The organism is Sedimentitalea arenosa (assembly GCF_016428585.1).
Classification (GTDB): domain Bacteria; phylum Pseudomonadota; class Alphaproteobacteria; order Rhodobacterales; family Rhodobacteraceae; genus Sedimentitalea; species Sedimentitalea arenosa.
In genome coordinates, this window is sequence record NZ_JAELVR010000012.1 from 74338 (window position 1) to 96602 (window position 22265).

Sequence of the window (22265 nt, forward strand, 5' to 3'; positions counted from 1 at the left end):
TCAGTCCGGGGCGCGGAAGTGCTTGGACAGTTTCAGCCCCTGGCCCTGATAGTTCGACGCGATCTCGGCCCCGTAGAGCTGCGTCGGAACCTCGGCCATGCGTTCATAGACGAGCCGCCCGACGATCTGGCCGTGTTCGAGCACGAAGGGGGCTTCGTGGCACCGCACTTCCAGCACGCCGCGTGATCCCGTGCCGCCGGCGGCGGCGTGGCCGAATCCCGGATCGAAGAACCCCGCATAATGCACGCGAAACTCGCCCACCATCGCGAGATAGGGGGCCATCTCGGCCGCGCAGTTGGGGGGGATCGCGATGGCTTCTCGGCTGACGAGGATATAGAACGCGCCGGGGTCGAGGATGATCCAGCTGTCTCGGGTGCGCACCGGCTCCCAGAAATCGGCCGGATCGTAGTAGTTCAACCGCGCAAGGTCGATCACGCCGGTGTGCGGCTTGGCGCGATAGCCGACGAGATCGCCCTTGTCCGGACACAGATCGACCGAAAAGCCCAGCCCGTTGGAAATGGTCGCCTCGCCGGTCACGAGCGGTGACTCCGCGTGCAGTGCGCGCAGGGCCGTGTCGTCGATCACGGTGCTGCCGGTGCGGAAGATGATCTGGTTCAGCATCTGCCCGGTGCGGGCGATCACGGAGAAGCTCTGCGGGCAGATCTCGACATAGAGCGGCCCGGAATAGCCTTCGGGCACGCGGTCGAATTCGACGCCGTGGTCGGTGATGACCCGAGTCAGAAGATCGAGCCGCCCGATCGAGGATTTCGCGCTGGCGGCGCCCGACATGCCGGCGGGCAGGGCGAGGCTTTCCATCAACGGCACGACGTAGACGCAGCCTTTTTCCAGCACGGCGCCGCCGGTCAGATCGATCTCGTGCATCCGGAAATCCGCGAGCCGTTCGGCGACTGTCCGCTTGCGCCCGGCGAGAAACGAGGCGCGCACGCGGAACGCCCGCGTCCCCAACCGCAAGTCGAGGCTGGCGGGCTGAATCTGCCCTTCGGTGATTGGCGACGTGGCCGAGATCACGCCGGTCGCGACCATCTCGCTGATATGCTGATTCGGACTGACCCCGTTCATGCCGTTCCCTCTCGTGTGCGGGGGAAGGCGGGGTCGCATCGTCGGTGTGATTTGGTCGGGCTAGCAGGACTCGAACCTGCGACCTTCCGTCCCCCAGACGGACGCGCTACCAGGCTGCGCCATAGCCCGACGATGGGGTGTTCATACCGGTTTTCGAACCGGGAGCAAGGGCAAATCATCTTTATCCGCTTACGCGATCCCCGAAGCCGACGCCCGGTCGAGCCAGGCTCGCAACTCGCGGGCGATCGGTGCCAGTTCGGCCGCTTCGTCCGGCGACAGGCGGTCTGTGCGGGCGAGGCGCGACAAGAGGCCGGGTGTGGCGGGCAGGTCGGATTCGGCCGGCGGATCAGGCGCGTCGATGACGCGCGCAGGGGGTTTTTCGGTTTCGGGTGCAGGCGGGGGCGCCGTTGTGTCGGGCTTTGCCTCGGACCGGGCCATACCACCGCGATGCATGAAGGAGGGCAGGCTGGGGGCCTGCTCGGGCTGTTTCGGAGGGGCGGTCGCGGGTGTGGGCGCCTGTTCGGGCGCGGGCGTCGCCTGGGGCGCAATGTCCGGTTCGGACAGGGGGCGCGCGACCGTTTCGGGCATTGCGTCGGCGGACACCGGCAGAGGACCTTGGGGCAGCGGCGTGTTCGGCGGCGCCATGTCGGGCGCCGCGGTCACGGGATCGTCTTGCTGCTGCGGGATGTCGGTCAAGTCTTCGTCCGGTTCGCTGTCTTCTCGATCGTCGTCGTCGAAATCCTCGTCATCCGGATCGAGTTCGGGCAGCGGCATCGTTTGCTGCACCGGGAATTCGTCGTCGTCTTCATCCTCGTCATCCGCGGTGGTGGATGCGGCGCTGCGAAAATTCAACACCGTCGCGTCGCGGACAGGGGGTTCAGCGCCGGTCCCGACCGCGCTTTCGGTCCCGTCCTCGAGCGCCGGGGACAGTGCCACCACATGGCCAACGCCATGTTCCCGCAGGATTTTCTGGACACCCTTGATGGTCAGCCCGTCATCGTGCAGCAGTTTCTTGATGCCACCCAGAAGCTGCATGTCGGAGGGGCGGTAATAGCGCCGTCCCCCTGCGCGCTTGACCGGTTTGACCTGCGAGAACTTGCTCTCCCAGAAGCGCAGCACATGTGCCTGCACGCCAAGCCACTCCGCGACTTCACTGATCGTGCGGAACGCATCGGGCGACTTGGTCATCTGACAGGCTCCGGATCAGGTCTTGTTGCCGGCGGCGACGCGATCTTTCATCAGGTGCGACGGGCGGAAGGTGAGAACGCGGCGCGGCTGGATCGGAACTTCCTCGCCGGTCTTGGGATTGCGGCCGATCCTCGCGGACTTGTCGCGCACGCTGAAGGTGCCGAAAGACGAGATCTTGACCTGTTCGCCCCGCACCAGCGCATCGGACATGTGCTCCAGCATGCTTTCGACCAACTGCGCGCTTTCGTTGCGCGACAGGCCGACTTCGCGGAACACAGCTTCGCTCAGATCCATCCGAGTCAGAGTCTTTTCGCCCATCTTGTCCCCCTGTTTTGCCGGGGAGCATAGGTCGGAGGCAATTTCACTGTCAATATCAATGATTTGCAAGAGCACGCATCAGCAGGTTCGCGCGTGCAATCTGCACGGGCGGATTACATCCGCAACACAACCGCGCCCCAGGCGAGCCCGCCACCGATTGCTTCGGTCACGATCAGGTCGCCGGTCTTGATCTGCCCGCTCTGCCGCGCGACCGACAGGGCCAGCGGAATCGAGGCGGCCGAGGTGTTTCCGTGATCCTGAACCGTGACGATGACCCGGTCCATGTCCAGCCCCATTTTCCGGGCGGTGCCCTGGATGATGCGGATATTGGCCTGATGCGGCACGATCCAGTCGACATCCGCCGCCGAAAGACCTGCTTTGCCGAGCGCGGTTTCCGCCGTCGCGGCGAGCTTTTCGACCGCGTGGCGGAACACCTGGTTGCCTTGCATGCGCAGAAAGCCGGTGCTCTGGGTCGACACACCGCCGTCGACATAGAGCAATTCCCGGAATTGTCCGTCCGAGTTGAGATCGGTGGCGAGGATGCCGCGATCGTCGGGCTGGCCGGTCCCCTCCTGCAGTTCGAGAATGAGCGCCCCGGCACCGTCGCCGAACAGCACGCAGGTGCTGCGGTCGGTCCAGTCCATGATGCGGCTGAAGGTTTCGGCCCCGATCACCATGACACGCTTGGCCTGACCCGAAAGGATCATCGCGTTTGCCGTGCTCAGCGCATAGACGAAGCCGGCGCAGACGGCCTGCAGGTCGAAGGCGAAGCCCCGGGTCATGCCGAGTGCGGCCTGCACCATCGTCGCGGCGGAGGGGAAGGTCAGATCCGCCGTCGAGGTCGCCAGCACGATGGCGTCGATGTCGTCGGGTTTCAGCCCGGCATCGGCGAGGGCGGCGCGGGCCGCTTCGGTGGCGAGCTCGGAGGTGGTTTCGTCATCGGCGGCGAAATGGCGCCGCTCGATCCCCGAGCGCGAGCGGATCCAGTCGTCGCTCGTGTCCAGCGTTGCCTCGAACTCGGAATTCGGAACCACCCGCTGGGGGAGGTAATGCCCGACGCCAACGACAACTGCGCGACTTGTCATGCCTGACCTTCTTTTTGGTGTTCCGGCACTGGATCGGCCAGTTCGACGGCATCTTGGGTCAGCTCAACGGTGGATGCAACCCGCGCCGCCAGTCTTTCGGCGAAGCCGGATTGCGCCAGCTTGAAGGCCAGCTTGACCGCCGCGGACACGCCGGTCGCATCGGCGCTGCCATGGGACTTGACCACGGTGCCGTTCAGGCCCAGGAACACGCCGCCATTGACCCTGCGCGGATCGATCCGTTTCTTCAGCCGGTCGAGCGAGGAGATCGCGAGTACCGAGGCGAGGCGCGACAGGATCGAGTATTCGAACGCTTGCCGCAGCAGCGCGCCGATCAGGCTGGCGGTGCCTTCGCCGGTCTTGATCGCGACATTGCCGGTGAAGCCGTCCGTCACGATCACGTCGGCCTTGTTGCCCGAGATGTCGGAGCCTTCGACGAATCCCACGAAGTCGAAATCGGCCTGATCGGTGAATTGCGCGATCAGGCCATGCGCTTCCTTCAACTCGGAGCGCCCCTTGTGTTCCTCGGTGCCGACATTCAGCAAGCCGATGCGCGGACGTTTCAGGTTGAGCCCGTTGCGCGCATAGGAGGCGCCCATCAGCGCGTATTGCAGCAGGTCGCGGGCATCGGCGCGGATATCGGCGCCGACATCCAGCATCACGTTGAAATTCTGCGGATTGGTCGAGGGAAAGAGGATGGCGATCGCCGGGCGGTTGACGCCGGGCAGCTTGCGCAGACGGATCACGCTCAGCGCCATCAGCGCACCGGTATTGCCGCAGGACACCGCGCCCTGGGCTTCGCCGTTGCGCACGGATTCCAGCGCCGACCACATCGACGTGCCCTTGCCGTTGCGCATCACGTGGCTGGGCTTGTCCTCCATCGAGACAACGTCGGGCGTGTCGCAATAGCGCACACGCCCGGACAGCACGTCGCGCTTGTCGACGAGCGGTCTGAGGGTCTCTTCGGGACCGTGCAGGATGAACCCGACCTGGGGATTCTTGTCGGCGGATTTCGCAATACCCGCGACAACGGCCGAAGGGCCGTTATCCCCACCCATGGCGTCAACCGAAATGATGATGCGGTCGGCGTTTGCTGTGGTCTGATCGGACTGAGCCGTCATGCAAAGGCCTGTCTGGCCTTCTTAGGCCGCGTCTTCATCCAGATCGATTTCGTCGGCCAGGGCGACGATTTCCTTGTCGTCATAGTGGCCGCAGGCCGCACACACGTGGTGCGGGCGCTTCAGCTCGCCACAATTGGGGCATTCGTTCGGGTTTGCAGCAACCAGAGCGTCATGCGCACGACGGTTGTTGCGGCGCGACTTGGATACTTTGTTCTGTTGGACAGCCATGTCTCAACCTTTGTCTGATAGGGGCCGGCGGGCGATCCCGAGGGCCGAGTTGCAGTGTTCGTTTCGCGTATCGATCCGACCGGCGTGACGTGCGTTTAGGCCGAGGCCCGCCCGATGTCCAATCTTAAATCCGATGAGCGCGCGAAAATACTTCGATTCACGCGCGGTGCAAGCAGTTTTTCCGGCGCTCGCCGCAGACAGGCGGCCGGGGCCGCGTCAGTCGTCCTTGGCGAGCGCATCGCGCAGGCCGGCCAGTCCCGCGAAGGGGCGCGTATCCTCGTCGCGCATCGGGGTGACCCCCGGTTCGGCAAAGACCGATTCTCCCAGTGCGGCGTCCGGGGTCCTGGGGTAGAGCGGCAACGCCAGGGCCAAGGCTTCGGCCATGACCACGGCCGGATCGATGACCGGGCCGAGCTGTTCCAGCGTGTCATCTTCGGGCATCTCGACCTCTTCCGCCTCGATCTCGGGCATGTCGGCGAGAAAGGTCCTGCGCACCTCGGTGTCGATGCGCGTGGTCACCGGCTCGAGCGAAACGACGCAGGGCTGGACCACGGTTGCGCCCAACTCGCCCGTGAGAACCCAGTCCTTTCGGCCCTGCGCGGCGATCTGTCCGGCAAAGCGCAGCTTGCGCAATCCCTGCAGGCCGAGTTCCGCGGCGAGGGCCTTCAGCACCTCGGCTCCCGGGCGCAGGTCGAACGCGGTTGGGGTGTTCTGGGACAGGTCGGCGACCCGCAAGGCAGTCTTGTCGGTCATCGTGCAGCTTTCGTTTCTTGAACCCGGCGGTTGGTTTCTATAATCGGGATAAGAGGCGCAAGGCGCCAAGACAAGAGGGCACCCATGGGCGGAACCGCAGCGCAGGTGAAACGGATGGCCCGTGTCGTCGTGGTCGCGGGGCTCGTGGCGACGGTGGCGGGCTGCACCGCGATCTATCGCGACCACGGATACGTGCCGACCGAGGAAGACCTCGCCGAGGTCACCGTCGGCGTGGATACCCGCGACACGGTGGCCGAGACCATCGGCGCGCCGACCGCGTCGGGTGTTCTGAACGATGGCGGCTATTACTACGTCAGCAGCCGGATGCGCCACTATGGCGCTACCCAGCCGCGCGTGGTCGAGCGCCAGTTGGTCGCGATCAGCTTCAGCCAGCGCGGGGTGGTCGAGAACATCGAACGCTACAGCCTGCAGGATGGGCGCGTGATCGCGCTCAACCGCCGTGTGACCGAGACGTCGGTGAACAACACCAGCTTCCTGCGCCAGCTTCTCGGCAATCTCGGCAACTTCAGCCCGACAGACGCGCTGCCGGAATAGGGATGCGCCTGTCCGGCTTTCCCGCGCCGGAGCGCTCCGCGAACGGGCCGCCCGAGTCGCGCGTCGTGTTGCGCCGCGGGCGGTACACGGTCTCTTGCACCGAGGATCCGGACGAGATCGCCCGGGCGCAGGCGTTGCGGGCGCTGTGCTTCGACATCCGCGCGCCGGACCGTGACGAGTGGGACGGGCGCTGCCGCCACTTCCTCGTCACCGATCTCTCCCACGGTCGGCTGGTGGGCGTGTTCCGGACCCTGCTGCTCACGCCCGAGGAGGCGGCAGAGGCGAGCTATGCGGCGCGCTTCTACGATCTTGCGGCGTTGACGGCGTTTCCGGGGCCGATCCTGGAGCTTGGGCGGTTCTGCGTTCATCCCGGCGTGGCGGATCCGGACGTGCTGCGCATTGCGTGGGGGGCGCTGGCACGGATGGTCGACGACACGGACGCGCGCCTGCTGATGGGCTGCTCGTCCTTTCCGGGGCTCGAAGCGGCGCCTTACCGCGACTGTTTCGCTTTGCTGCGGGCGCGGCATCTGGCGCCCGCGCGATGGGCGCCGCGACCGCGGGCGCCGGAGATCCACAGGTTCGCAGCCGATACCCAGTCTCCTTTCGATCCGGCAACGGGCGTGTCGCGGATGCCGTCGCTTCTGCGCAGCTACCTGACGATGGGAGGTTGGGTCAGCGATCACGCGGTGGTGGATCGGGAGATGAATACCCTGCACGTGTTCACCGGGGTCGAGATCGACGCCATTCCACCGGCGCGCAAGGCCTTGCTGCGGCGCATTGCCGGTGAAGACGGGAGCCTCCGGCGGGAGTATTTGGGCAAAGATGAAGCGGCGCGTTGACGCTGTCGTGGCGGGGCGGTAGCAGACGCTCATGGCGCGCATTCCCCTGCTTCAGCTGTCGGGCATTTCCCTGACCTTCGGTGGCGACCCGGTGTTTTCCGGGCTCGACCTCGTGGTGCAGCCGGGCGACCGGCTGGCGTTGGTCGGACGCAACGGGTCGGGCAAGTCGACCCTGATGAAGGTGATGGCGGGTCTGGTCGAGCCCGACGCGGGCGAGGTCGTGCTGACGCCCGGGCAGAGCGTCGGCTACATGGAGCAGGACCCGGATCTTTCGGGCTTCGCCACGCTCGGGGACTATGCCGCGAGCGACCTCGATCCGGGTGAGCTCTATCGTGTCGAGCGTGCGGGTGAGGGATTGCGCTTCGATCCCGCGCGGGCGGTGGAGACCGCATCGGGCGGCGAGCGACGGCGGGCGGCGCTGGCCAAGCTGATGGGCGAGGCGCCCGACCTGATGCTGCTGGACGAGCCGACCAACCACCTGGACATCGAGGCGATCGGCTGGCTTGAGCGCGAGTTGGGCGCCACGCGCGCAGGTTTCGTGCTGATCAGCCACGACCGGGCGTTCCTGCGGCAACTGGCGCGGGCGACGCTCTGGGTCGACCGGGGCATCGTGCGCCGCCAGGACAAGGGGTTCGATGCATTCGAGGCCTGGCGTGACGAGATCTGGGCCGAGGAGGACATGCAGCGCCACAAGCTGAACCGTCTGATCAAGGCCGAAGCGCGCTGGGCGGTCGAGGGCATCAGCGCCCGGCGCAAGCGCAACCAGGGCCGGGTGCGGGCGCTGCAGGGGCTGCGGGCCGAACGCGCCGGCCAAATCCGCCGCCAGGGGACGGCCGACCTGTCGCTGGAGTCGGGGCCGCAATCCGGGCGCAAGGTGATCGAAGCGGTCGGTATCGCCAAGGCGTTCGGCGCGCGCCCAATCGTGCAGGATTTTTCGCTGACCGTGCAACGGGGCGACCGGGTGGCCTTTGTCGGCCCGAACGGCGCGGGCAAGACGACCCTTCTCAAGCTGCTTCTGGGCGAGATCGCGCCCGACACCGGCAGCGTGCGACTGGGCACCAATCTCGAGATCGCCGTTTTCGACCAGGCGCGTGCGCAGCTCGACCCCGACATGAGCCTCTGGGAAAGCTTGACCGGGGATTCGGACATCCGGGTTTCGGGCAAGGCCGACCAGGTGATGGTGCGGGGCGCGCCGCGCCATGTGGTCGGGTATCTCAAGGATTTCCTGTTTGACGAGGCGCAGGCCCGCGCGCCGGTGCGCTCGCTGTCGGGGGGCGAAAAGGCAAGGCTCCTGCTGGCGCGGCTGATGGCCCGGCAGAGCAACCTGCTGGTGCTGGACGAGCCGACGAACGACCTGGATGTCGAGACGCTGGACCTGTTGCAGGAGATTCTCGACGAGTATGACGGGACGGTTCTGCTGGTCAGCCACGACCGCGATTTCCTCGACCGCGTGGCGACCAGCACCGTGGTGCTGGACGGCCATGGCCGCGCGACTGTCTATGCGGGCGGATGGAGCGACTACGTGGCCCAACGCGGCCCCGACGATGCGGTCGAGGCACCGGCCAAGCCGAAGCCGACCAGGGAGAAACCCGCGAAACCGGCCGCCCGCAAAGCGGGCCTGTCCTTCACCGAGAAGCACCGGCTCGAATCGTTGCCGGGCGAAATCGAACGACTGGAGGCCGAGATCGCCAAGCTCGAAACCCTGCTGGCCGATCCCGAGCTTTTCACGCGCGAGCCGCTCAAGTTCAAGAAGGCGACCGAGGCGCTGGTGGCGCGCCAGGGCCGGCTGGTGGAGGCCGAGGAAGATTGGCTGACGCTGGAAGAAAAGGCGGGAGGCTAGCGAATGGTCCGGCGCAGCGTTCTCTTCGGGGTGCTGTGTCTGTTGGCGACGCCGATGTCCGCCGCGTCCTATGCCGAAATGCAGGCCGCCCGACCCGAACTCTTTGATCCGGACACCGGCTATCGCATCTCGCGCCACCGCGCGCCGACGCCCGAGGATATTCCGCCGCCCGCGCAGGTCGTGACCGCAGAGGAGGCGCGGACGCTGCTCGCGAACGGGGCGCTGGCGCTTGACGTGTTCGGAGCGGCGCAGTCACGGTTCGATGAACTTGACGGCACCTGGCTGGTGTCCAAACCCCGTATGAGCCTGCCCGGCGCGTTGTGGTTGCCGGAAACCGGGGCGGGGGCGATTCAGCCCGCGATCCTGCGCTACCTCGTCGACAATCTCGCGCGGGCCACGGATGGCGACACGGCGCGCCCGATCGTGGTGTTCTGCATCTCGGATTGCTGGATCAGCTGGAACGCGGCACAACGGATCGCCGGGCTGGGCTACACGCGTGTGTTCTGGTTCCGAAACGGGACGGACGGCTGGCTGGACATCGGGGGCACGCTGCAGGAGGTGCGCCCTGTGCCGGTGGACGTGGACTGACCTCAGTTCGCCCGAGGCAAGACCGCCAGTTCGATGTCCGGAAACAGATGCGAGACCGATCGCTGGTATTCGTCGGGCTGCGCGCCCATCGCGGCGAAGCGTTCCGGCAGCGGCAGTTGCATCACCTCGATCATGTCGAGCCCGTCGCGCGCCGACTGGCGCAGGGTCGTGTTCAGCCAGTCGAGATAGGCGCGCGTCTGCGCGATCGATGCGCCCGCCTGGTCGAGCGGCCCGTGGCCGGGCAGGATCGCCGCGGCGTTCGTGGCCTCGAGCGTGTCGAGCGCGGCGGACCATTGCGCGAGGTCGGCCGATGGCGTCGTCGGGGCGCGGTCGTGAAACACGAGATCCCCGGCGATCAACAGGCCCGAACGCTGGTCGAGCAGGGCCATGTCCGCCGCCGTGTGGCCGGACAGCGGCAGCACGGTGAAGGCGCGCCCGTCGATCGTCACTTCGCCGCCGTCCAACACGTTGCGCGGGGGAACCACCTCGGTGCCGCGCATCCAGTCGCCGAGCAGGCGGTACATGTTGTCGGCGAAGCCGTCGCCCTCGTCCTGCGCGAGGCGGATCGTGTCGCCGAGCGCATGGATCGGCTGGGTTGCGAAAACCTGGTTGCCGAAGAAATGGTCGGGGTGGTGATGGGTGTTGACCACCGCGGAAACGCCGCGGAGATCGAGCGTGCGGGCGACCCCGGCGAGTGCCTCTCCGAAGCGCCGCGAGGGGCCGGTGTCGATGACGATCAGACCGCTGTCACCCTGCAGCAGCACGCAGTTCACGATGGCGCCTCCATTGTCCATCGAGAAATAGTCGGTGCTGCCTTCGATCATCCAGATGCCGGGACCGGCGGGTTTCGGCTGCAGGTCATAGCTCAGCCGTGCCTGTGCGAAGGGCAGGTTGGGCAGGCCGATTGTGGCCGTGGCGCCGATCAGGGCGCAGGCGCGGCGTCGTGTGGTGATCATCCGTTGTAACCAGCCACCGTGATGAGACCGTCGATGTCGTTCCCATTGTTGTCGCGGCCCGTGATGCGCAGGGCTTCGGGCGTGGCGTCGGGTTCGAAATAGAGCGTGAAGGCGGGATCCTCGTTGACCGGTTCGTGCAGGTCGAGCCGCGCGATCGGCTGGCCCTGCGTGTCCGAGATGTCGAGCGTTTCTATGATGAAGACGGGAATGCCGTCGGCGAGGCCGGTGTCCATCGGATGATCCACGATCATCCGCGCCCGCCCCGTATCGGCCCAGACCTGGCCGTGGATCATGCCCAGACGTTCTTCCCAGTCGTCGCTCGCATAGGCGTGCGAGGCGGCGGTGCAGCCCCCTCCCGCGGCATCGATATAGGTGCTGCCGACATGCCACGCTCCGTCGGCGCTCCGCACCGCGGCGCGGATGGCCGTGGCCTGGTCGATCTTGAAGCGCAGGGCGATCTTGGGTGCGGCCTGCCCGGGATGATAGGTCAGGATATGCGGGATCGGCCCGTAATCGGCGAAAATGCGGATCTCCTCGACATCGCCGATCGCGGTCGCATCGACCAGGAGAGGGACGTTGACCGTGTCCTCGGCGTTCGCCGGCCCCTGCACGATCACGCGGTCGTCAAAGCGGATGTCGAGCGGGTCGCCGAGCAGTTCCTTTTGGTGATAGGACCACATTCCCGAGCCTAGCGGGTCCGTGAGCGGGGTGCGCACGTCGTCCGCCGCTGCAGCGGCGGTGGCGAGTGACAGCGCGGCCAACAGGGGTCTCAGCATGTCTAGGTCCTCCCGGTCTGGCGAGCGACCGCCTCGGCAGCGGATCCTCGCCGCCCAAGATTAACACGACAGGCGCCCCTGTCGACATCCGACCTTGGTCGGGCGCTCAGCGCATCCTGAGCGCGCCGTCGATGCGGATCACCTCGCCGTTGAGATAGCCCATCTCGACGATGAAGCCGGCGAGCCGACCGTATTCCGCCGGATCCCCGAGGCGCGCCGGGTTCGGCACATCGGCGGCCAGCGATTTCTGCACGTCCTCGGGGAGGCCCGCCAGCATCGGGGTCATGAAAATGCCCGGTGCGATGGTCATCACGCGGATACCGCTGCCGGCAAGGTCGCGTGCCATCGGAAGGGTCATGCCGACCACGCCGCCCTTGGAGGCCGCATAGGCGGCTTGTCCCTTCTGCCCGTCGAAAGCCGCGATCGAGGCGGTGTTCACGATCACGCCGCGCGCGCCGTCAGGTTCGGGATCGTTCTTGGCCATTTCGAGTGCGGCCAGCCGGCAGACGTTGAAGGTGCCGATCAGGTTGATGTCGATGGTCCGGCGGAACGAGTCGAGCGGGTGCGGTCCGTCCTTGCCGATCGTCTTGATGCCATAGGCGATGCCGGCGCAGTTCACCGTGGCGGTGATCCGGCCCATCCGTTCCGTGGCCAGCTTCACCGCGGCCGCGACGGACTCTTCGTCTGTGACATCGGTTTCGGCGAAGTGCCCGCCGATTTCGCTGGCGACCCGTGCGCCGCGTTCCGCGTCGCGGTCGAGAATCGTGACTTGCGCGCCATGCTCGGCAAAGTGGCGGGCGGTGGCTTCGCCCAGACCGGACGCGCCGCCCGTGATGATCGCTGCCGTGGTCGAAAGTTCCATGTCCCGCTCCTCCCGCTGATTTGAACGCTTGTTCAGATACACGGGCGGTCCGGGCCTGTCCAGCCGGGCGGCGGTTCCATTCGAGCGCGATCCAGCCGGGCGAGCGGGGCCAGTGCGCGCCCCAGCGGCGGCCACCAGCCCCAGGTCCCACCAAGGCGCCGCGGTGTCGCCCCCGCGCCCAGCTTGAACCGTGCAAGGCCCGGCGCGCGCTGGGTGTCGATCAGGCCGAGGTCGAGCCGCAGATGTCCCTGCTCGGCAAGCCAGCAGGCGGCGGTCCAGAGCAGCAGCGTGTGTGCCGACAAGGCGCGTCCTTCGGTGTTGGTATGGCCGATGTGATAGGTCGCGATCGCGCCATGGCGCAGGAACAGCATGGCGGCGACGATCCGGTTGCCGACCTGTGCGGTGAAGAGCTGGGCCTGTTCGGGCGCTTGCGCCGCATAGGCCAGCGTCAGCGCCTCGGGCCAGGTCCGATACCCGCGCCGGCGCTGTTGCAGCGTATCCGCGCGCAGCAGCCAATGACCGGGATCAGCAGGAAAGGCGCAGCGGGTCACCCGAAGCGGGCTCTGTTCCGCCTGCCGCAGCCGGTTGCGCCATTTCGGGTGCAGCCGGGCGCGCCGGGTCTGCTCGGGACCCGTCAGGTCGAGTTCGACCAGCGTCGCGGGCGTCATCAATGGCACGAGTCCATACCCCGCCAATTCGGGACAGGGCGCATCCGGCGACAGGATCACCGGACCGCGTCCAAGGGCGATGCGCAGCTGCTCCAGGTCGTCCGGTCCGGTTGGCACCTGCACCCGAGACAGCATCGACAGCGTCAATCCGCCCTTGAACCGGCGCCGCATCACCAATCTGGCGGGTGCCTCGTCCAGCATCAGGGGCGGTCGCCCGCAAGCGGAGAGGGCCATCGCGAAGAACGGGTGCTGCTGCAGGGGCAGCGCGCAGGTTGTGTCGTGCGGAATGTCGAACATCACCCGGATTTACCGCGCCTTAACCTAAGAGCGCGTTAATGGCGGCATGAGACACTCGGACAAACGTCAGAAGATCAGCGCGATTGCGGCGACGCCACCGCGTCCGACGCGGGCGGCGGCGCTGTTGCTTGCCACCGCCCTGTCGGTTCCGGTCTTCCTATTGCTCAGTCTGGCCGACTGGTTGGTGTTCTAGCCCAGTTGCAGCAGCGCGTGCCGCTTGCGCCCCGCGCTCAACTTGACGGGCGAGGCCAGCGCGGCGGTGTCAAGCATCAGCCCGGCATCTGTCAGCGGCTCATCGTCGATCCGCGCACCGTTCTCGGCAATCAGCCGCTTGGCTTCCTTGCCGGACTTGGCGAGCCCAGCACGCACGATCGCCTGCACGATCGAGATCGGCAGATCCTCCTGCGTCAGCGACAGTGTCGGCAGGTCATCGCCGATTCCGCCCTTTTCGAATACATCGCGCGCGGTCGCCTCTGCGGTGGCGGCGGCCTCGGCCCCGTGGCACAGGGCGGTGACCTCGTTGGCCAGCCGGATCTTGGCTTCGTTGATCTCGGCACCTTCCAGCGCGCCGAGCCGGTCGCACTCCTCGACGGGAAGCTCGGTGTAGAGCTTCAGGAAGCGGCCCACATCCGCATCGGTCGTGTTGCGCCAGAACTGCCAGAATTCGTACGGTGAAAGCATGTCGGCGTTCAGCCAGATCGCGCCGCCCTGGCTCTTGCCCATCTTGCGTCCGTCGCTCGTGGTCAACAGAGGCGAGGTCAGGCCATAGATTTCGTGGTCCAGAACCCGGCGGGTCAGATCGATACCGTTGACGATATTGCCCCATTGATCGCTGCCGCCCATCTGAAGCAGGCACCCATAGCGGCGATTTAGCTCCAGAAAATCATAGGCTTGCAGGATCATGTAGTTGAATTCGAGAAACGACAGGGATTGCTCGCGGTCGAGCCGCGATTTCACGCTTTCGAACGACAGCATCCGGTTGACGCTGAAATGGCGCCCGATGTCGCGCAGGAAATCGAGATAGTTCAGATCGTCCAGCCATTCGGCATTGTTCAGCATCAGGGCGTCCGTCGCGCCCTCGCCATAGGTCAGGTACTTGGCGAAGACCTGTTTCATCCCGGCGATGTTCTCGTCGATCTGTTCTGGCCCCAACAGCGGGCGTTCGTCAGACCGGAACGACGGGTCGCCCACCTTGGTCGTGCCGCCGCCCATCAAGGTGATCGGTTTGTGCCCGGTTTTCTGCAGCCAGCGCAACATCATGATGTTCAGCAGATGGCCCACATGCAGGGACTTGGCCGTCGCGTCGTAGCCGATATATGTCGGCACCACGCCCGCGATCATGGCGTCGTCCAGGCCCTGGTAATCGGTGCAGTCGGCCAGAAAGCCGCGTTCCATCATGATGGCGATGAAATCCGATTTGGGATGGTAGGTCATGGCTTGCCTCGGGGTGATGTTGCGGGGCAGTGTATAGGGGGCAGTTGAACAAAGGAAAAGGCCATGAATAAGGCCGCAGGCAAACGAGGCAGGGACGTCGGACCGGTCCGCGCCGTGGGCATGATGTCGGGTACGTCGCTTGACGGAGTCGATGCCGCGATTGTGGAAACCGACGGGCATTGGCTGCTGGGGTTCGGGTCCAGCCGCTATCGTCCCTACAGCCCCGAGGAACAGGCGGTACTGCGCGCGGCGCTCGGGCGCTGGAGCGGGCCCGAGGTCGATGCGGCGGCAGCGGTGATCGATTCTGCGCATGCCGAGTTGCTGGCGGAGTTCGACGATGTCGACATGGTCGGGTTTCATGGTCAGACCCTCGCGCACGAGCCGCGTGGACGGGGCACCTTGCAGGTCGGCGATGGCGCGGCTCTGGCGCATCGGGCAGGTGTGCCGGTTGTCTGGGATTTTCGCAGCGACGACGTGCGCATGGGCGGCGAGGGGGCCCCGTTGGCCCCGTTCTTTCATTTCGCCTGTGCCAAGATGATCGGGGCGACGGAGCCGATCTGTTTCCTCAATCTCGGCGGCGTCGGCAACCTGACCTACATCGACCCGTCTCACGCCACGCCCGATGCGGCTGGCGCCCTGCTGGCCTTCGATACCGGCCCCGCGAATGCGCCTCTCAACGATCTGATGCAGTCGCGCCTGGGGCAGGGCATGGACCGGGACGGTGCGCTGGCGGCGCAGGGCAACGTCGCTGCCGGTGCGCTCGAAGCGTTCCTGAACGAGTCCTACTTCACGCGCCCTCCGCCGAAATCGCTGGACCGCAACGATTTCGCGGAAATCGTCGGAAAGGTCAGCGATCTGAACGACGCGGACGCCGCGGCGACGCTGACCGGAATGTGCGCGACCGGCGTGGTGATGGCGATGGAGCATTGCCCGAGCCTGCCCGCGCGGATGCTGGTCACCGGGGGCGGACGGCACAATCCCGTCCTGATGCAAATGCTGCGCGCGGCGTTGGATTGCCAGGTCGATCCCGTCGAGGCGGTCGGGCTGGATGGCGACATGCTCGAGGCGCAGGCCTTCGGGTTCCTTGCGGTCCGGGTCGCGCGGGGACTGCCGACCTCCTGCCCCGGCACCACCGGAGTCGCCGCCGCCGTGGGGGGCGGGCGGATCAGCCGCCCGGAGCGCGCCGGTTTGCCCGCGTAGCACCGAGTGCATCCTCCGCTCGCTGGCAATTGGCCGCGCGATACCTATGTTGAGCCCATGACGCTGACGATCCCCTTTGACAACAGTTATGCGCGGCTGCCTGCGACCTTCTACTCGTCGCAGGCGCCCGACCCGGTCAAGGCGCCCCGACTGGTCGCCTTCAATGACGACCTCGCCCGGATCCTCGGGATCGAGCCGGGCGACACAGAGGAGATGGCACAGGTTTTTGCCGGCAACCGGACGCCCGAGGGGGCGTCTCCGCTGTCGCAACTCTATTCCGGCCACCAGTTCGGGCAATACAATCCGCAGCTTGGCGACGGGCGTGCGGTGTTGTTGGGCGAGACCGTGGGCATCGACGGTCAGCGCCGGGACATCCAGCTCAAGGGGTCCGGGCGCACGCCGTATTCCCGTGGCGGCGACGGTCGCGCCTGGCTTGGCCCGGTGCTGCGCGAATACGTGGTCAGCGAGGCGATGCATGCCCTCGGGATTCCGACCACCCGCGCGCTGGCGGCGGTGGAAACCGGCGAGCCGGTCTATCGCGAAGCGGTGCTGCCCGGCGCCGTCCTGACTCGGGTCGCCGCCAGTCACCTGCGCGTCGGCACCTTCCAGATCTTCGCCGCGCGCGGCGATGCGCGCAGCCTCAAGCAACTGACGGATTACGCCATCGCGCGGCACTACCCCGACGCCGACGGCCCGATGGGGCTTCTGGCGGCGGTGCGCGATGCGCAGGCCGACCTGATCGCGCGCTGGATGGGGGTCGGTTTCATCCACGGGGTGATGAACACCGACAATTCCTCGATCTCGGGCGAAACAATCGATTACGGGCCCTGCGCCTTCATGGATGTCTATCACCCGGATACGGTGTTCAGTTCGATCGACCGGATGGGGCGCTATGCCTACTCGAATCAGCCCGACATCGCGGTGTGGAATCTCGCGCAACTGGCGACGGCGCTGATACAGCAGGTCGAGACGCCGGAAGACACGGTGCAGGACGCGACCGAGATCGTCCATGCCATGCCCGGACTGATCCGTGAGCGGTGGCTGTCGGTGTTCCGGGCCAAGATCGGCATCACTGAAGCGCGCGGGGACGACCACGTTCTGATCAACGATCTGCTGGATCGGATGGCCGCCGGACAGGTCGATTTCACCAATGGATTCAGGGCCCTTTCAGGCGAGGCGGCCCGCGACCAGTTCGCCGATCCCGCGGTTTTCGATGCCTGGGCCGAAAAGTGGCGCGCACGGATCGAGAGTGAACCCGACCCCGTTGCCGTGATGCGGCGCGCGAACCCGGCTTTCATCCCGCGCAATCACCGTGTCGAACAGATGATCGAGGCAGCGGTGAACGGTGACTACGCGCCGTTCGATCGCCTGAACACGGTACTGGCACGCCCCTTCGAGGATCAGCCGGACCACGCCGATCTGGCGCGTCCGCCGGCGGCCGGTGAAGCGGTTGCCGCGACCTTCTGCGGGACCTGAACCGCTATTTCCGGTTGATCAGCGTGATCCCCGCCGCGACCAGCGCCAGCGCGATCCAGATCTGCAAGCCGATGGTCTCGCCCAGGATCGCCCAGCCGAAGAACACCGCCAGCACAGGGGACAGGAAGGAGAAGGACGCGACCCCGTTGGCCTGGTAGATCGTCATCAGCCAGAACCACATGAGGTATCCAAGCCCGACCACGACGATGGCCTGGAACGCCAGCCCCGCCACGTGGATCCATTGCGGCGCCCGGATCAACTCGCCGAAGAGGGGTGCCAGTGCCATCAGGACCACGGCCGAGACCGCCACCTGGCAGAGCAGCTGCGTTTCGGGTTTCATCCTTTGCATCGGCGTCACCCGCACCATGATCGCGATCGCGGCCCATCCAAGCGCGGCGCCGAGTGCGAAGAGGTCGCCCGCGAGGCTGGCCTCGCCGCCACGTCGGTCGGCAAACGCGAGCGCGACGCCCGCGAGGGCGAGCGCAAGGCCGAGCGCGCGTTGCGTGTTCAGCCGTTCGCCGGGCAGCAGGACATGTCCCGCAAGCGCCACCCAGACCGGCATCGAGTAGAAGATGATCGACGCACGCGACACCGTCGTCAGATCGAGCGCGTTGTAGATGCAAATGAACTCGAACGAGAACACGAGGCCCGAAACGAGGCCCCAGGTCAGCGTGCCTTGGGGCGGGAGCAGAGGGATGTCACGCAGGCGCATCCAGATCAGCAGGAAAACCGTCGCGCCGATGCTGCGCAGCGCGGCCTGGAATACCGGGCCGAAACCGCCGCCGGTGACCTTGATGACGACCTGGTTGAACGCGAGGATCGCGGCGAAACCGATCAGGGCCGCCGCCCCGAACCCGTCGATCGCGCGTTTCTGTTCCATCCGCACAAAGGATGCGCAGATGGTTCACAAGTCAAGCGTTTGTCAGGTCTCCGGGGTTGCGAAGCGCGCGATCTGCTCGCACAAGAAAGTGACGCACCAACAGGGACCGACACCGCCGCATGAAACCGCCCCCGCCAGAGCCGGATCTGCTGCGTCTGGCCAGCTACAACATCCAGAAATGCGTCGGCCTGGACATGCGCCGCCGTCCCCGGCGAATCCTGCAGGTGCTCGATGGCGTCGGCGCATCGGTGGTGGTCCTGCAGGAGGCGGACAAGAGATTGCCGCCACGTCCTGCCGCCCTGCCGCATTTCGTGCTGAACGAGGCCGGTTGGCAGATCGCCGACCTGGGCGGCGCAGGTTCGCTCGGCTGGCATGGCAACGCGGTGATCTGGCGCGGGCTGGACATTTCGCTGACCCAAATGGCGCATCTTACCTTGCCGGGGCTTGAGCCCCGCGGGGCCGTTCGCGTGGAATTCATGACGCCGCTCGGTCCGCTCCGCATCGTCGGCCTGCATCTCGGGTTGATCGGCCAATATCGTCGCATGCAGGTGTTGCACCTGTCCGCCGAGGCTGCGACCTGGGCGCCCATGCCGACAGTATGGGCCGGCGATTTTAACGACTGGGCGCGCCGACCAACGCTTGAACACAGCGCGCCCCACATGCGGTTCCTGCCCGCGCTCCCCAGTTTTCCGGCGCCGCGCCCGATGGGACCGCTGGATCGCATCGCGCTGGGGCCGGGCCTGACGGCGCCACGGCATGGGGTTTATGGCGAACGACCGGCGCATGTGGCATCCGATCACCTGCCGATCTGGGCCGATCTGACGCTTGCCGAGGCGCGTTGAGGGCGCAAATCGCATGATTTTGCTTCACATGTCAGAATCATCTGTCAACGTGGGCGGATGAACAGAAAGCTTTGTTGAACGGGGGAGAGACGACATGAGCCTGATGGGGACACTGGCAAAGGTGGCGATCGGCTACGCTGCCGCACGCGGGATCGACAGGATGAGCGGCGGGCAGGGGATCGGCGATCTGTTCGGAGGCGCGAAGATCGCGCCCGATGAGGCGCAGGCGGACCAGGCTCCCGGGCTTGGCAACATGCAGGATATGATGGCCCAAATGACCGGGGGCGCCGGGATGGGCGGCTTGCAGGACATGATCGCCAAGATGACCAGCGGCAGCGGCATGGGCGATCTGCAGGGCATGTTCGCCAAGATGGCCCAGCAGAGCGGGATCGACCTGTCGGCGCTGGGCGGGGCCGGTGCGTCCTCAAAGACCAAGGGCGGGATGTTGAGCGAGGCGGCCGCGGCCGGGGGAACCGGTCCGGGCATGGCGGGCATCCTGGCCGCACTCGGCGGTGCCGCGGCGGCGACCGGCAAGGGAACCGGCGCGATGATCGACCAGTTCAAGACCGCCGAGACCGTGCCACAGGCCGAGGAGGCCGCCGGACTGATGCTGCGTGCGATCATCCAGGCGGCCAAGGCGGATGGCGACATCGACTCCGAGGAACAGGCGAAGATAATGGAAACCGTCGGTGACGATGCGGATGCCGCCGACATTGCCTTCATCAAGGCGCAACTGTCAGCGCCTGTGGATGTCGAGTCGCTGGCGACGGATACGCCCGATGCGCAAAAGATGCAGGTCTACGCGGTATCGCTGATGTCGATCCGGGTCGATACCCAGGCCGAGGCGCAATATCTCGACAGCCTGGCCCGCGCGATGGGGCTCAATCAGCAGACGGTCAACGCTCTGCATTTGCAGATGGGCATGGCGCCTCTCTACGGCTGAGACGCTTGTCACGATGGCTCTGGTTGGAACATTGGCCAAGGTCGCGGTCGGATACGCCCGGTCGCGCGACCTCTTGAAAGACAACGACGATCCCATCGTCGATGCGGGGCACGCGCGTGAGGTGGTCGAAAGCGCCCGGGAGAAGCGCGAGAAGGTCGGCGCCGTGGTGACTGATCTCAAGGAGGGCAGGGGCAAGGACCGCGCGCGCGAGGCGATGAAAAAGCGGCTGAAGGCGCGTATGGACGGGAGTCCGCTGCCCGAAACGGGTGGCGAGACAGCAACAGAGTCGGTCAGCGACGCCGAGGCGGATCTGGGTGCCGACGCGATGTTGACCGCGCTGAGCGGCGCCGCGTCCGAAAGCGGCAGGAGCATCGATGAGTTGCTGGACGCCTACAACGATGGCGGCGAAGTGGCCGAGGTCGAGCAGTCTGCGAGGCTGTTGCTGCGGGCGATCCTGATGGCGGCCAAGGCCGATGGCGAGATCGACGCTGCCGAGAGGGCTGTCATTGTCGAAAGCCTTGGCCCGGCGCCTGAGCCCGAGCATCTTGCGTTGCTCCAGGAATTGCTGGCCGCGCCGGTCGACGTGACCGCACTGGCGGCTGCAACGCCACCGAGACAGATCGTGCAGGTCTACACGTCGTCACTGATGGCGATCCGGCTCGACACGCCGCCCGAAGCCGTTTTTCTGCATCGCCTCGCCGAGGCGTTGCGGCTGGACGAACATGTCGTCAATGCGCTGCACGCCCAGATGGGCCGCCCGCTGCTCTATCGGCAGGAGTGAGCGGCCCACTTGTGTCGATCAGGCCGCGGAGCGTTGCCCGCCGCCGGCCCCCCCACGCCGCCGCCGACGACCGCCGCCGGCCGGTTTCGCGCTCGAAGCGGCGCCGCGTCGCTGCCCACCGCCGCCGCCCGGGCGCCCGCCACCGCGCTTGGGCTTGGACTCTTCCTCGATCGGCTCCCACGGGCGACCGGAGGCCACGGGGATGCGTGTGCCCATCGTTTTCTGGATGGCCTTGAACTCGCCCATCTCGTCGGGGGCGCAAAAGGCGATGGCAGCCCCGTCCTTGCCCGCCCGCGCAGTACGCCCGATGCGGTGCACGTAATTGTCGGGCACGTTTGGCAGGTCGTAGTTGTAGACATGCTTGACGTCCGGAATGTCGAGCCCGCGCGCTGCCACGTCGGTGGCGACGAGCACCTTGATGTCGCCCGCCTTGAAGGCGGCGATGGCGCGGTCGCGCTGTCCCTGGCTCTTGTTGCCGTGGATCGAGGCGGCGGCAAAGCCGCGCTTCTCGAGCGTTTTCATCAGTTTCTCTGAGCCATGCTTGGTGCGTCCGAAGACCAGCGCGCGTTCGTCACGGTGCTTGTCCAGCAACTCGGTCAGGAGGCCCAGCTTCTCGGCCTTGGCGATGAAGTGCACTTCCTGCGTCACCTTGTCGGCGGCCTTGCCCGGCGGCGTCACTTCGACCCGGATCGGACGGTCGAGATAGCTGTTGGCGATCTCGTTCATCTGCTTGGGCATGGTGGCCGAAAACAGCATCGTCTGGCGCTCCTTCGGCAGCAGCGCCGCGATCTTGCGCAAGGCGTGGATGAAGCCGAGATCGAGCATCTGGTCGGCCTCGTCCAGCACCAGGAAGGCGCAGTGTTCCAACGTCAGTGCGCGCCGATCCAACAGGTCGAGCAGGCGACCGGGCGTGGCGACCAGAAGATCGGTGCCACGTTCCAGCCGGCTGATCTGGGCGTTGATCGATTGGCCGCCCACGACCATGCCGACCTTGAGCGGCGTGCCTTCGGTCATCGCGCGCAGGTTTTCGGCGATCTGTCCGGCCAGTTCGCGGGTTGGCGCAAGCACCAGACCGCGCACGGTGTATTTCTCCGGCTTCTTGCCGAATTCCAGCATCCGCGTCACCAGCGGCAGACCGAAGGCGGCCGTCTTGCCGGTGCCGGTCTGGGCCAGCCCCATCACGTCGCGCCCGTTCAGCGCATGTGGGATCGCCTGTTTCTGGATCGGGGTGGGATCGGTGATCCCCATTTTCGTCAGCCGTGCCACCAGCGAGGCGGGCAGGTCCATCATGTCGAAGTCGCTCAAGTCATATCCTTTCGGACCTGCAATCCGCAGGCCGATACAGCGGCCGCATCATGGCGGCCATTCGGGGGCGCGGGTCCTCTGGGTCCGGCGGCAACATGCCGGGCGGACTGGTCCTGCGCTTTGGCCCCACGCGTGATTTTGGGAACACGGTATCGCTGTCTTTCAGTCGGGCCACTTTCTGGCCGAGCGGGTTGACCGCTCGTGGTCTGTTCTGCTCACGCGGCAGAAGACAACGCTTGAGGGTCAGATGGTC

Annotated in this window: 24 protein-coding genes and 1 tRNA gene; 10 read left to right on the plus strand and 15 right to left on the minus strand. The window is 66.3% G+C overall.

Annotation, left to right across the window (positions count from 1 at the left end):
• The 8 genes from JF290_RS16850 to JF290_RS16885 form a co-directional block, all read right to left on the minus strand.
• On the minus strand, nucleotides 1-1080 hold the full coding sequence (locus tag JF290_RS16850) for a 2'-deoxycytidine 5'-triphosphate deaminase (protein ID WP_199026062.1): 1080 nt from the start codon (nucleotides 1078-1080) through the stop codon (nucleotides 1-3).
• A gap of 52 nt (nucleotides 1081-1132) precedes the next feature.
• Nucleotides 1133-1209, minus strand: a tRNA-Pro gene (locus JF290_RS16855).
• Between the two features lie 60 nt (nucleotides 1210-1269).
• Complete coding sequence (locus JF290_RS16860; RefSeq protein ID WP_199026063.1) at nucleotides 1270-2268, minus strand: MerR family transcriptional regulator; 999 nt, start codon at nucleotides 2266-2268, stop codon at nucleotides 1270-1272.
• Between the two features lie 15 nt (nucleotides 2269-2283).
• Entirely contained in the window at nucleotides 2284-2586 is a 303-nt protein-coding gene (gene ihfA, locus JF290_RS16865) for an integration host factor subunit alpha (protein WP_199026064.1), read from the minus strand.
• A gap of 113 nt (nucleotides 2587-2699) precedes the next feature.
• Nucleotides 2700-3671 (minus strand): beta-ketoacyl-ACP synthase III, encoded by a 972-nt coding sequence (locus tag JF290_RS16870; RefSeq protein WP_199026065.1) that lies wholly within the window; start codon nucleotides 3669-3671, stop codon nucleotides 2700-2702.
• On the minus strand, nucleotides 3668-4789 hold the full coding sequence (gene plsX / locus JF290_RS16875) for a phosphate acyltransferase PlsX (protein ID WP_199026066.1): 1122 nt from the start codon (nucleotides 4787-4789) through the stop codon (nucleotides 3668-3670). Before plsX ends, JF290_RS16870 begins: the two co-directional genes overlap by 4 nt.
• A 21-nt stretch (nucleotides 4790-4810) precedes the next feature.
• Nucleotides 4811-5017, minus strand: a complete 207-nt coding sequence (rpmF, locus tag JF290_RS16880) for a 50S ribosomal protein L32 (protein WP_199026067.1) — start codon at nucleotides 5015-5017, stop codon at nucleotides 4811-4813.
• Nucleotides 5018-5233: 216 nt separating this feature from the next.
• Nucleotides 5234-5770 (minus strand): YceD family protein, encoded by a 537-nt coding sequence (locus JF290_RS16885; RefSeq protein ID WP_199026068.1) that lies wholly within the window; start codon nucleotides 5768-5770, stop codon nucleotides 5234-5236.
• 84 nt (nucleotides 5771-5854) lie between these two features.
• Here JF290_RS16885 and JF290_RS16890 point away from each other — a divergent pair, with 84 nt between their 5' ends.
• The 4 genes from JF290_RS16890 to JF290_RS16905 are packed head-to-tail and all read left to right on the plus strand — an operon-like array spanning nucleotide 5855 to nucleotide 9592.
• The gene (locus tag JF290_RS16890; RefSeq protein ID WP_199026069.1) at nucleotides 5855-6325 is read left to right on the plus strand and encodes an outer membrane protein assembly factor BamE; all 471 of its coding nucleotides are present in this window, start codon (nucleotides 5855-5857) and stop codon (nucleotides 6323-6325) included.
• 2 nt (nucleotides 6326-6327) lie between these two features.
• Nucleotides 6328-7164, plus strand: coding sequence for a GNAT family N-acetyltransferase (locus tag JF290_RS16895; RefSeq protein WP_199026070.1), 837 nt, complete (start codon nucleotides 6328-6330; stop codon nucleotides 7162-7164).
• Nucleotides 7165-7195: 31 nt separating this feature from the next.
• Nucleotides 7196-9004 carry an ABC-F family ATP-binding cassette domain-containing protein gene (locus JF290_RS16900; RefSeq protein WP_199026071.1) on the plus strand — a complete coding sequence of 603 codons (1809 nt, stop codon included), beginning with the start codon at nucleotides 7196-7198 and terminating at the stop codon, nucleotides 9002-9004.
• Nucleotides 9005-9007: 3 nt separating this feature from the next.
• Complete coding sequence (locus tag JF290_RS16905; RefSeq protein ID WP_199026072.1) at nucleotides 9008-9592, plus strand: PQQ-dependent catabolism-associated CXXCW motif protein; 585 nt, start codon at nucleotides 9008-9010, stop codon at nucleotides 9590-9592.
• Nucleotides 9593-9594: 2 nt separating this feature from the next.
• Here the strand turns inward: JF290_RS16905 and JF290_RS16910 are convergent, their stop codons facing one another.
• The 4 genes from JF290_RS16910 to JF290_RS16925 form a co-directional block, all read right to left on the minus strand.
• Nucleotides 9595-10548, minus strand: coding sequence for a quinoprotein relay system zinc metallohydrolase 1 (locus JF290_RS16910; protein ID WP_199026073.1), 954 nt, complete (start codon nucleotides 10546-10548; stop codon nucleotides 9595-9597).
• Nucleotides 10545-11324: a quinoprotein dehydrogenase-associated SoxYZ-like carrier gene (locus JF290_RS16915; RefSeq protein WP_199026074.1), complete on the minus strand. Its 780-nt coding sequence runs from the start codon at nucleotides 11322-11324 to the stop codon at nucleotides 10545-10547. Before JF290_RS16915 ends, JF290_RS16910 begins: the two co-directional genes overlap by 4 nt.
• A 106-nt stretch (nucleotides 11325-11430) precedes the next feature.
• Nucleotides 11431-12186 (minus strand): 3-hydroxyacyl-CoA dehydrogenase, encoded by a 756-nt coding sequence (locus JF290_RS16920; RefSeq protein WP_199026075.1) that lies wholly within the window; start codon nucleotides 12184-12186, stop codon nucleotides 11431-11433.
• Between the two features lie 32 nt (nucleotides 12187-12218).
• Nucleotides 12219-13151 (minus strand): GNAT family N-acetyltransferase, encoded by a 933-nt coding sequence (locus JF290_RS16925; protein ID WP_199026076.1) that lies wholly within the window; start codon nucleotides 13149-13151, stop codon nucleotides 12219-12221.
• A gap of 46 nt (nucleotides 13152-13197) precedes the next feature.
• Between JF290_RS16925 and JF290_RS16930 the strand changes: the two genes are divergently transcribed.
• On the plus strand, nucleotides 13198-13344 hold the full coding sequence (locus JF290_RS16930; RefSeq protein WP_199026077.1) for a hypothetical protein: 147 nt from the start codon (nucleotides 13198-13200) through the stop codon (nucleotides 13342-13344).
• On the opposite strand, the gene tyrS is transcribed toward JF290_RS16930, so the two are convergent.
• On the minus strand, nucleotides 13341-14585 hold the full coding sequence (gene tyrS, locus JF290_RS16935; RefSeq protein ID WP_199026078.1) for a tyrosine--tRNA ligase: 1245 nt from the start codon (nucleotides 14583-14585) through the stop codon (nucleotides 13341-13343). The two genes, JF290_RS16930 and tyrS, sit on opposite strands and share 4 nt — an antisense overlap.
• A gap of 63 nt (nucleotides 14586-14648) precedes the next feature.
• Between tyrS and JF290_RS16940 the strand changes: the two genes are divergently transcribed.
• The gene (locus JF290_RS16940) at nucleotides 14649-15785 is read left to right on the plus strand and encodes an anhydro-N-acetylmuramic acid kinase (protein ID WP_199026079.1); all 1137 of its coding nucleotides are present in this window, start codon (nucleotides 14649-14651) and stop codon (nucleotides 15783-15785) included.
• A 57-nt stretch (nucleotides 15786-15842) separates the two neighbouring features.
• On the plus strand, nucleotides 15843-17261 hold the full coding sequence (locus JF290_RS16945; RefSeq protein ID WP_199026080.1) for a protein adenylyltransferase SelO: 1419 nt from the start codon (nucleotides 15843-15845) through the stop codon (nucleotides 17259-17261).
• Between the two features lie 4 nt (nucleotides 17262-17265).
• On the opposite strand, the gene JF290_RS16950 is transcribed toward JF290_RS16945, so the two are convergent.
• The gene (locus tag JF290_RS16950; protein ID WP_199026081.1) at nucleotides 17266-18141 is read right to left on the minus strand and encodes a DMT family transporter; all 876 of its coding nucleotides are present in this window, start codon (nucleotides 18139-18141) and stop codon (nucleotides 17266-17268) included.
• A gap of 119 nt (nucleotides 18142-18260) precedes the next feature.
• Between JF290_RS16950 and JF290_RS16955 the strand changes: the two genes are divergently transcribed.
• The 3 genes from JF290_RS16955 (at nucleotide 18261) to JF290_RS16965 (ending at nucleotide 20707) form a co-directional block, all read left to right on the plus strand.
• The gene (locus tag JF290_RS16955; protein WP_199026082.1) at nucleotides 18261-18983 is read left to right on the plus strand and encodes an endonuclease/exonuclease/phosphatase family protein; all 723 of its coding nucleotides are present in this window, start codon (nucleotides 18261-18263) and stop codon (nucleotides 18981-18983) included.
• A gap of 94 nt (nucleotides 18984-19077) precedes the next feature.
• Nucleotides 19078-19926 (plus strand): DUF533 domain-containing protein, encoded by an 849-nt coding sequence (locus JF290_RS16960; protein ID WP_199026083.1) that lies wholly within the window; start codon nucleotides 19078-19080, stop codon nucleotides 19924-19926.
• A gap of 13 nt (nucleotides 19927-19939) precedes the next feature.
• The gene (locus JF290_RS16965) at nucleotides 19940-20707 is read left to right on the plus strand and encodes a DUF533 domain-containing protein (protein WP_199026084.1); all 768 of its coding nucleotides are present in this window, start codon (nucleotides 19940-19942) and stop codon (nucleotides 20705-20707) included.
• 18 nt (nucleotides 20708-20725) lie between these two features.
• On the opposite strand, the gene JF290_RS16970 is transcribed toward JF290_RS16965, so the two are convergent.
• On the minus strand, nucleotides 20726-22012 hold the full coding sequence (locus JF290_RS16970; RefSeq protein WP_199026085.1) for a DEAD/DEAH box helicase: 1287 nt from the start codon (nucleotides 22010-22012) through the stop codon (nucleotides 20726-20728).
• Between the last annotated feature and the right edge of the window lie 253 nt (nucleotides 22013-22265).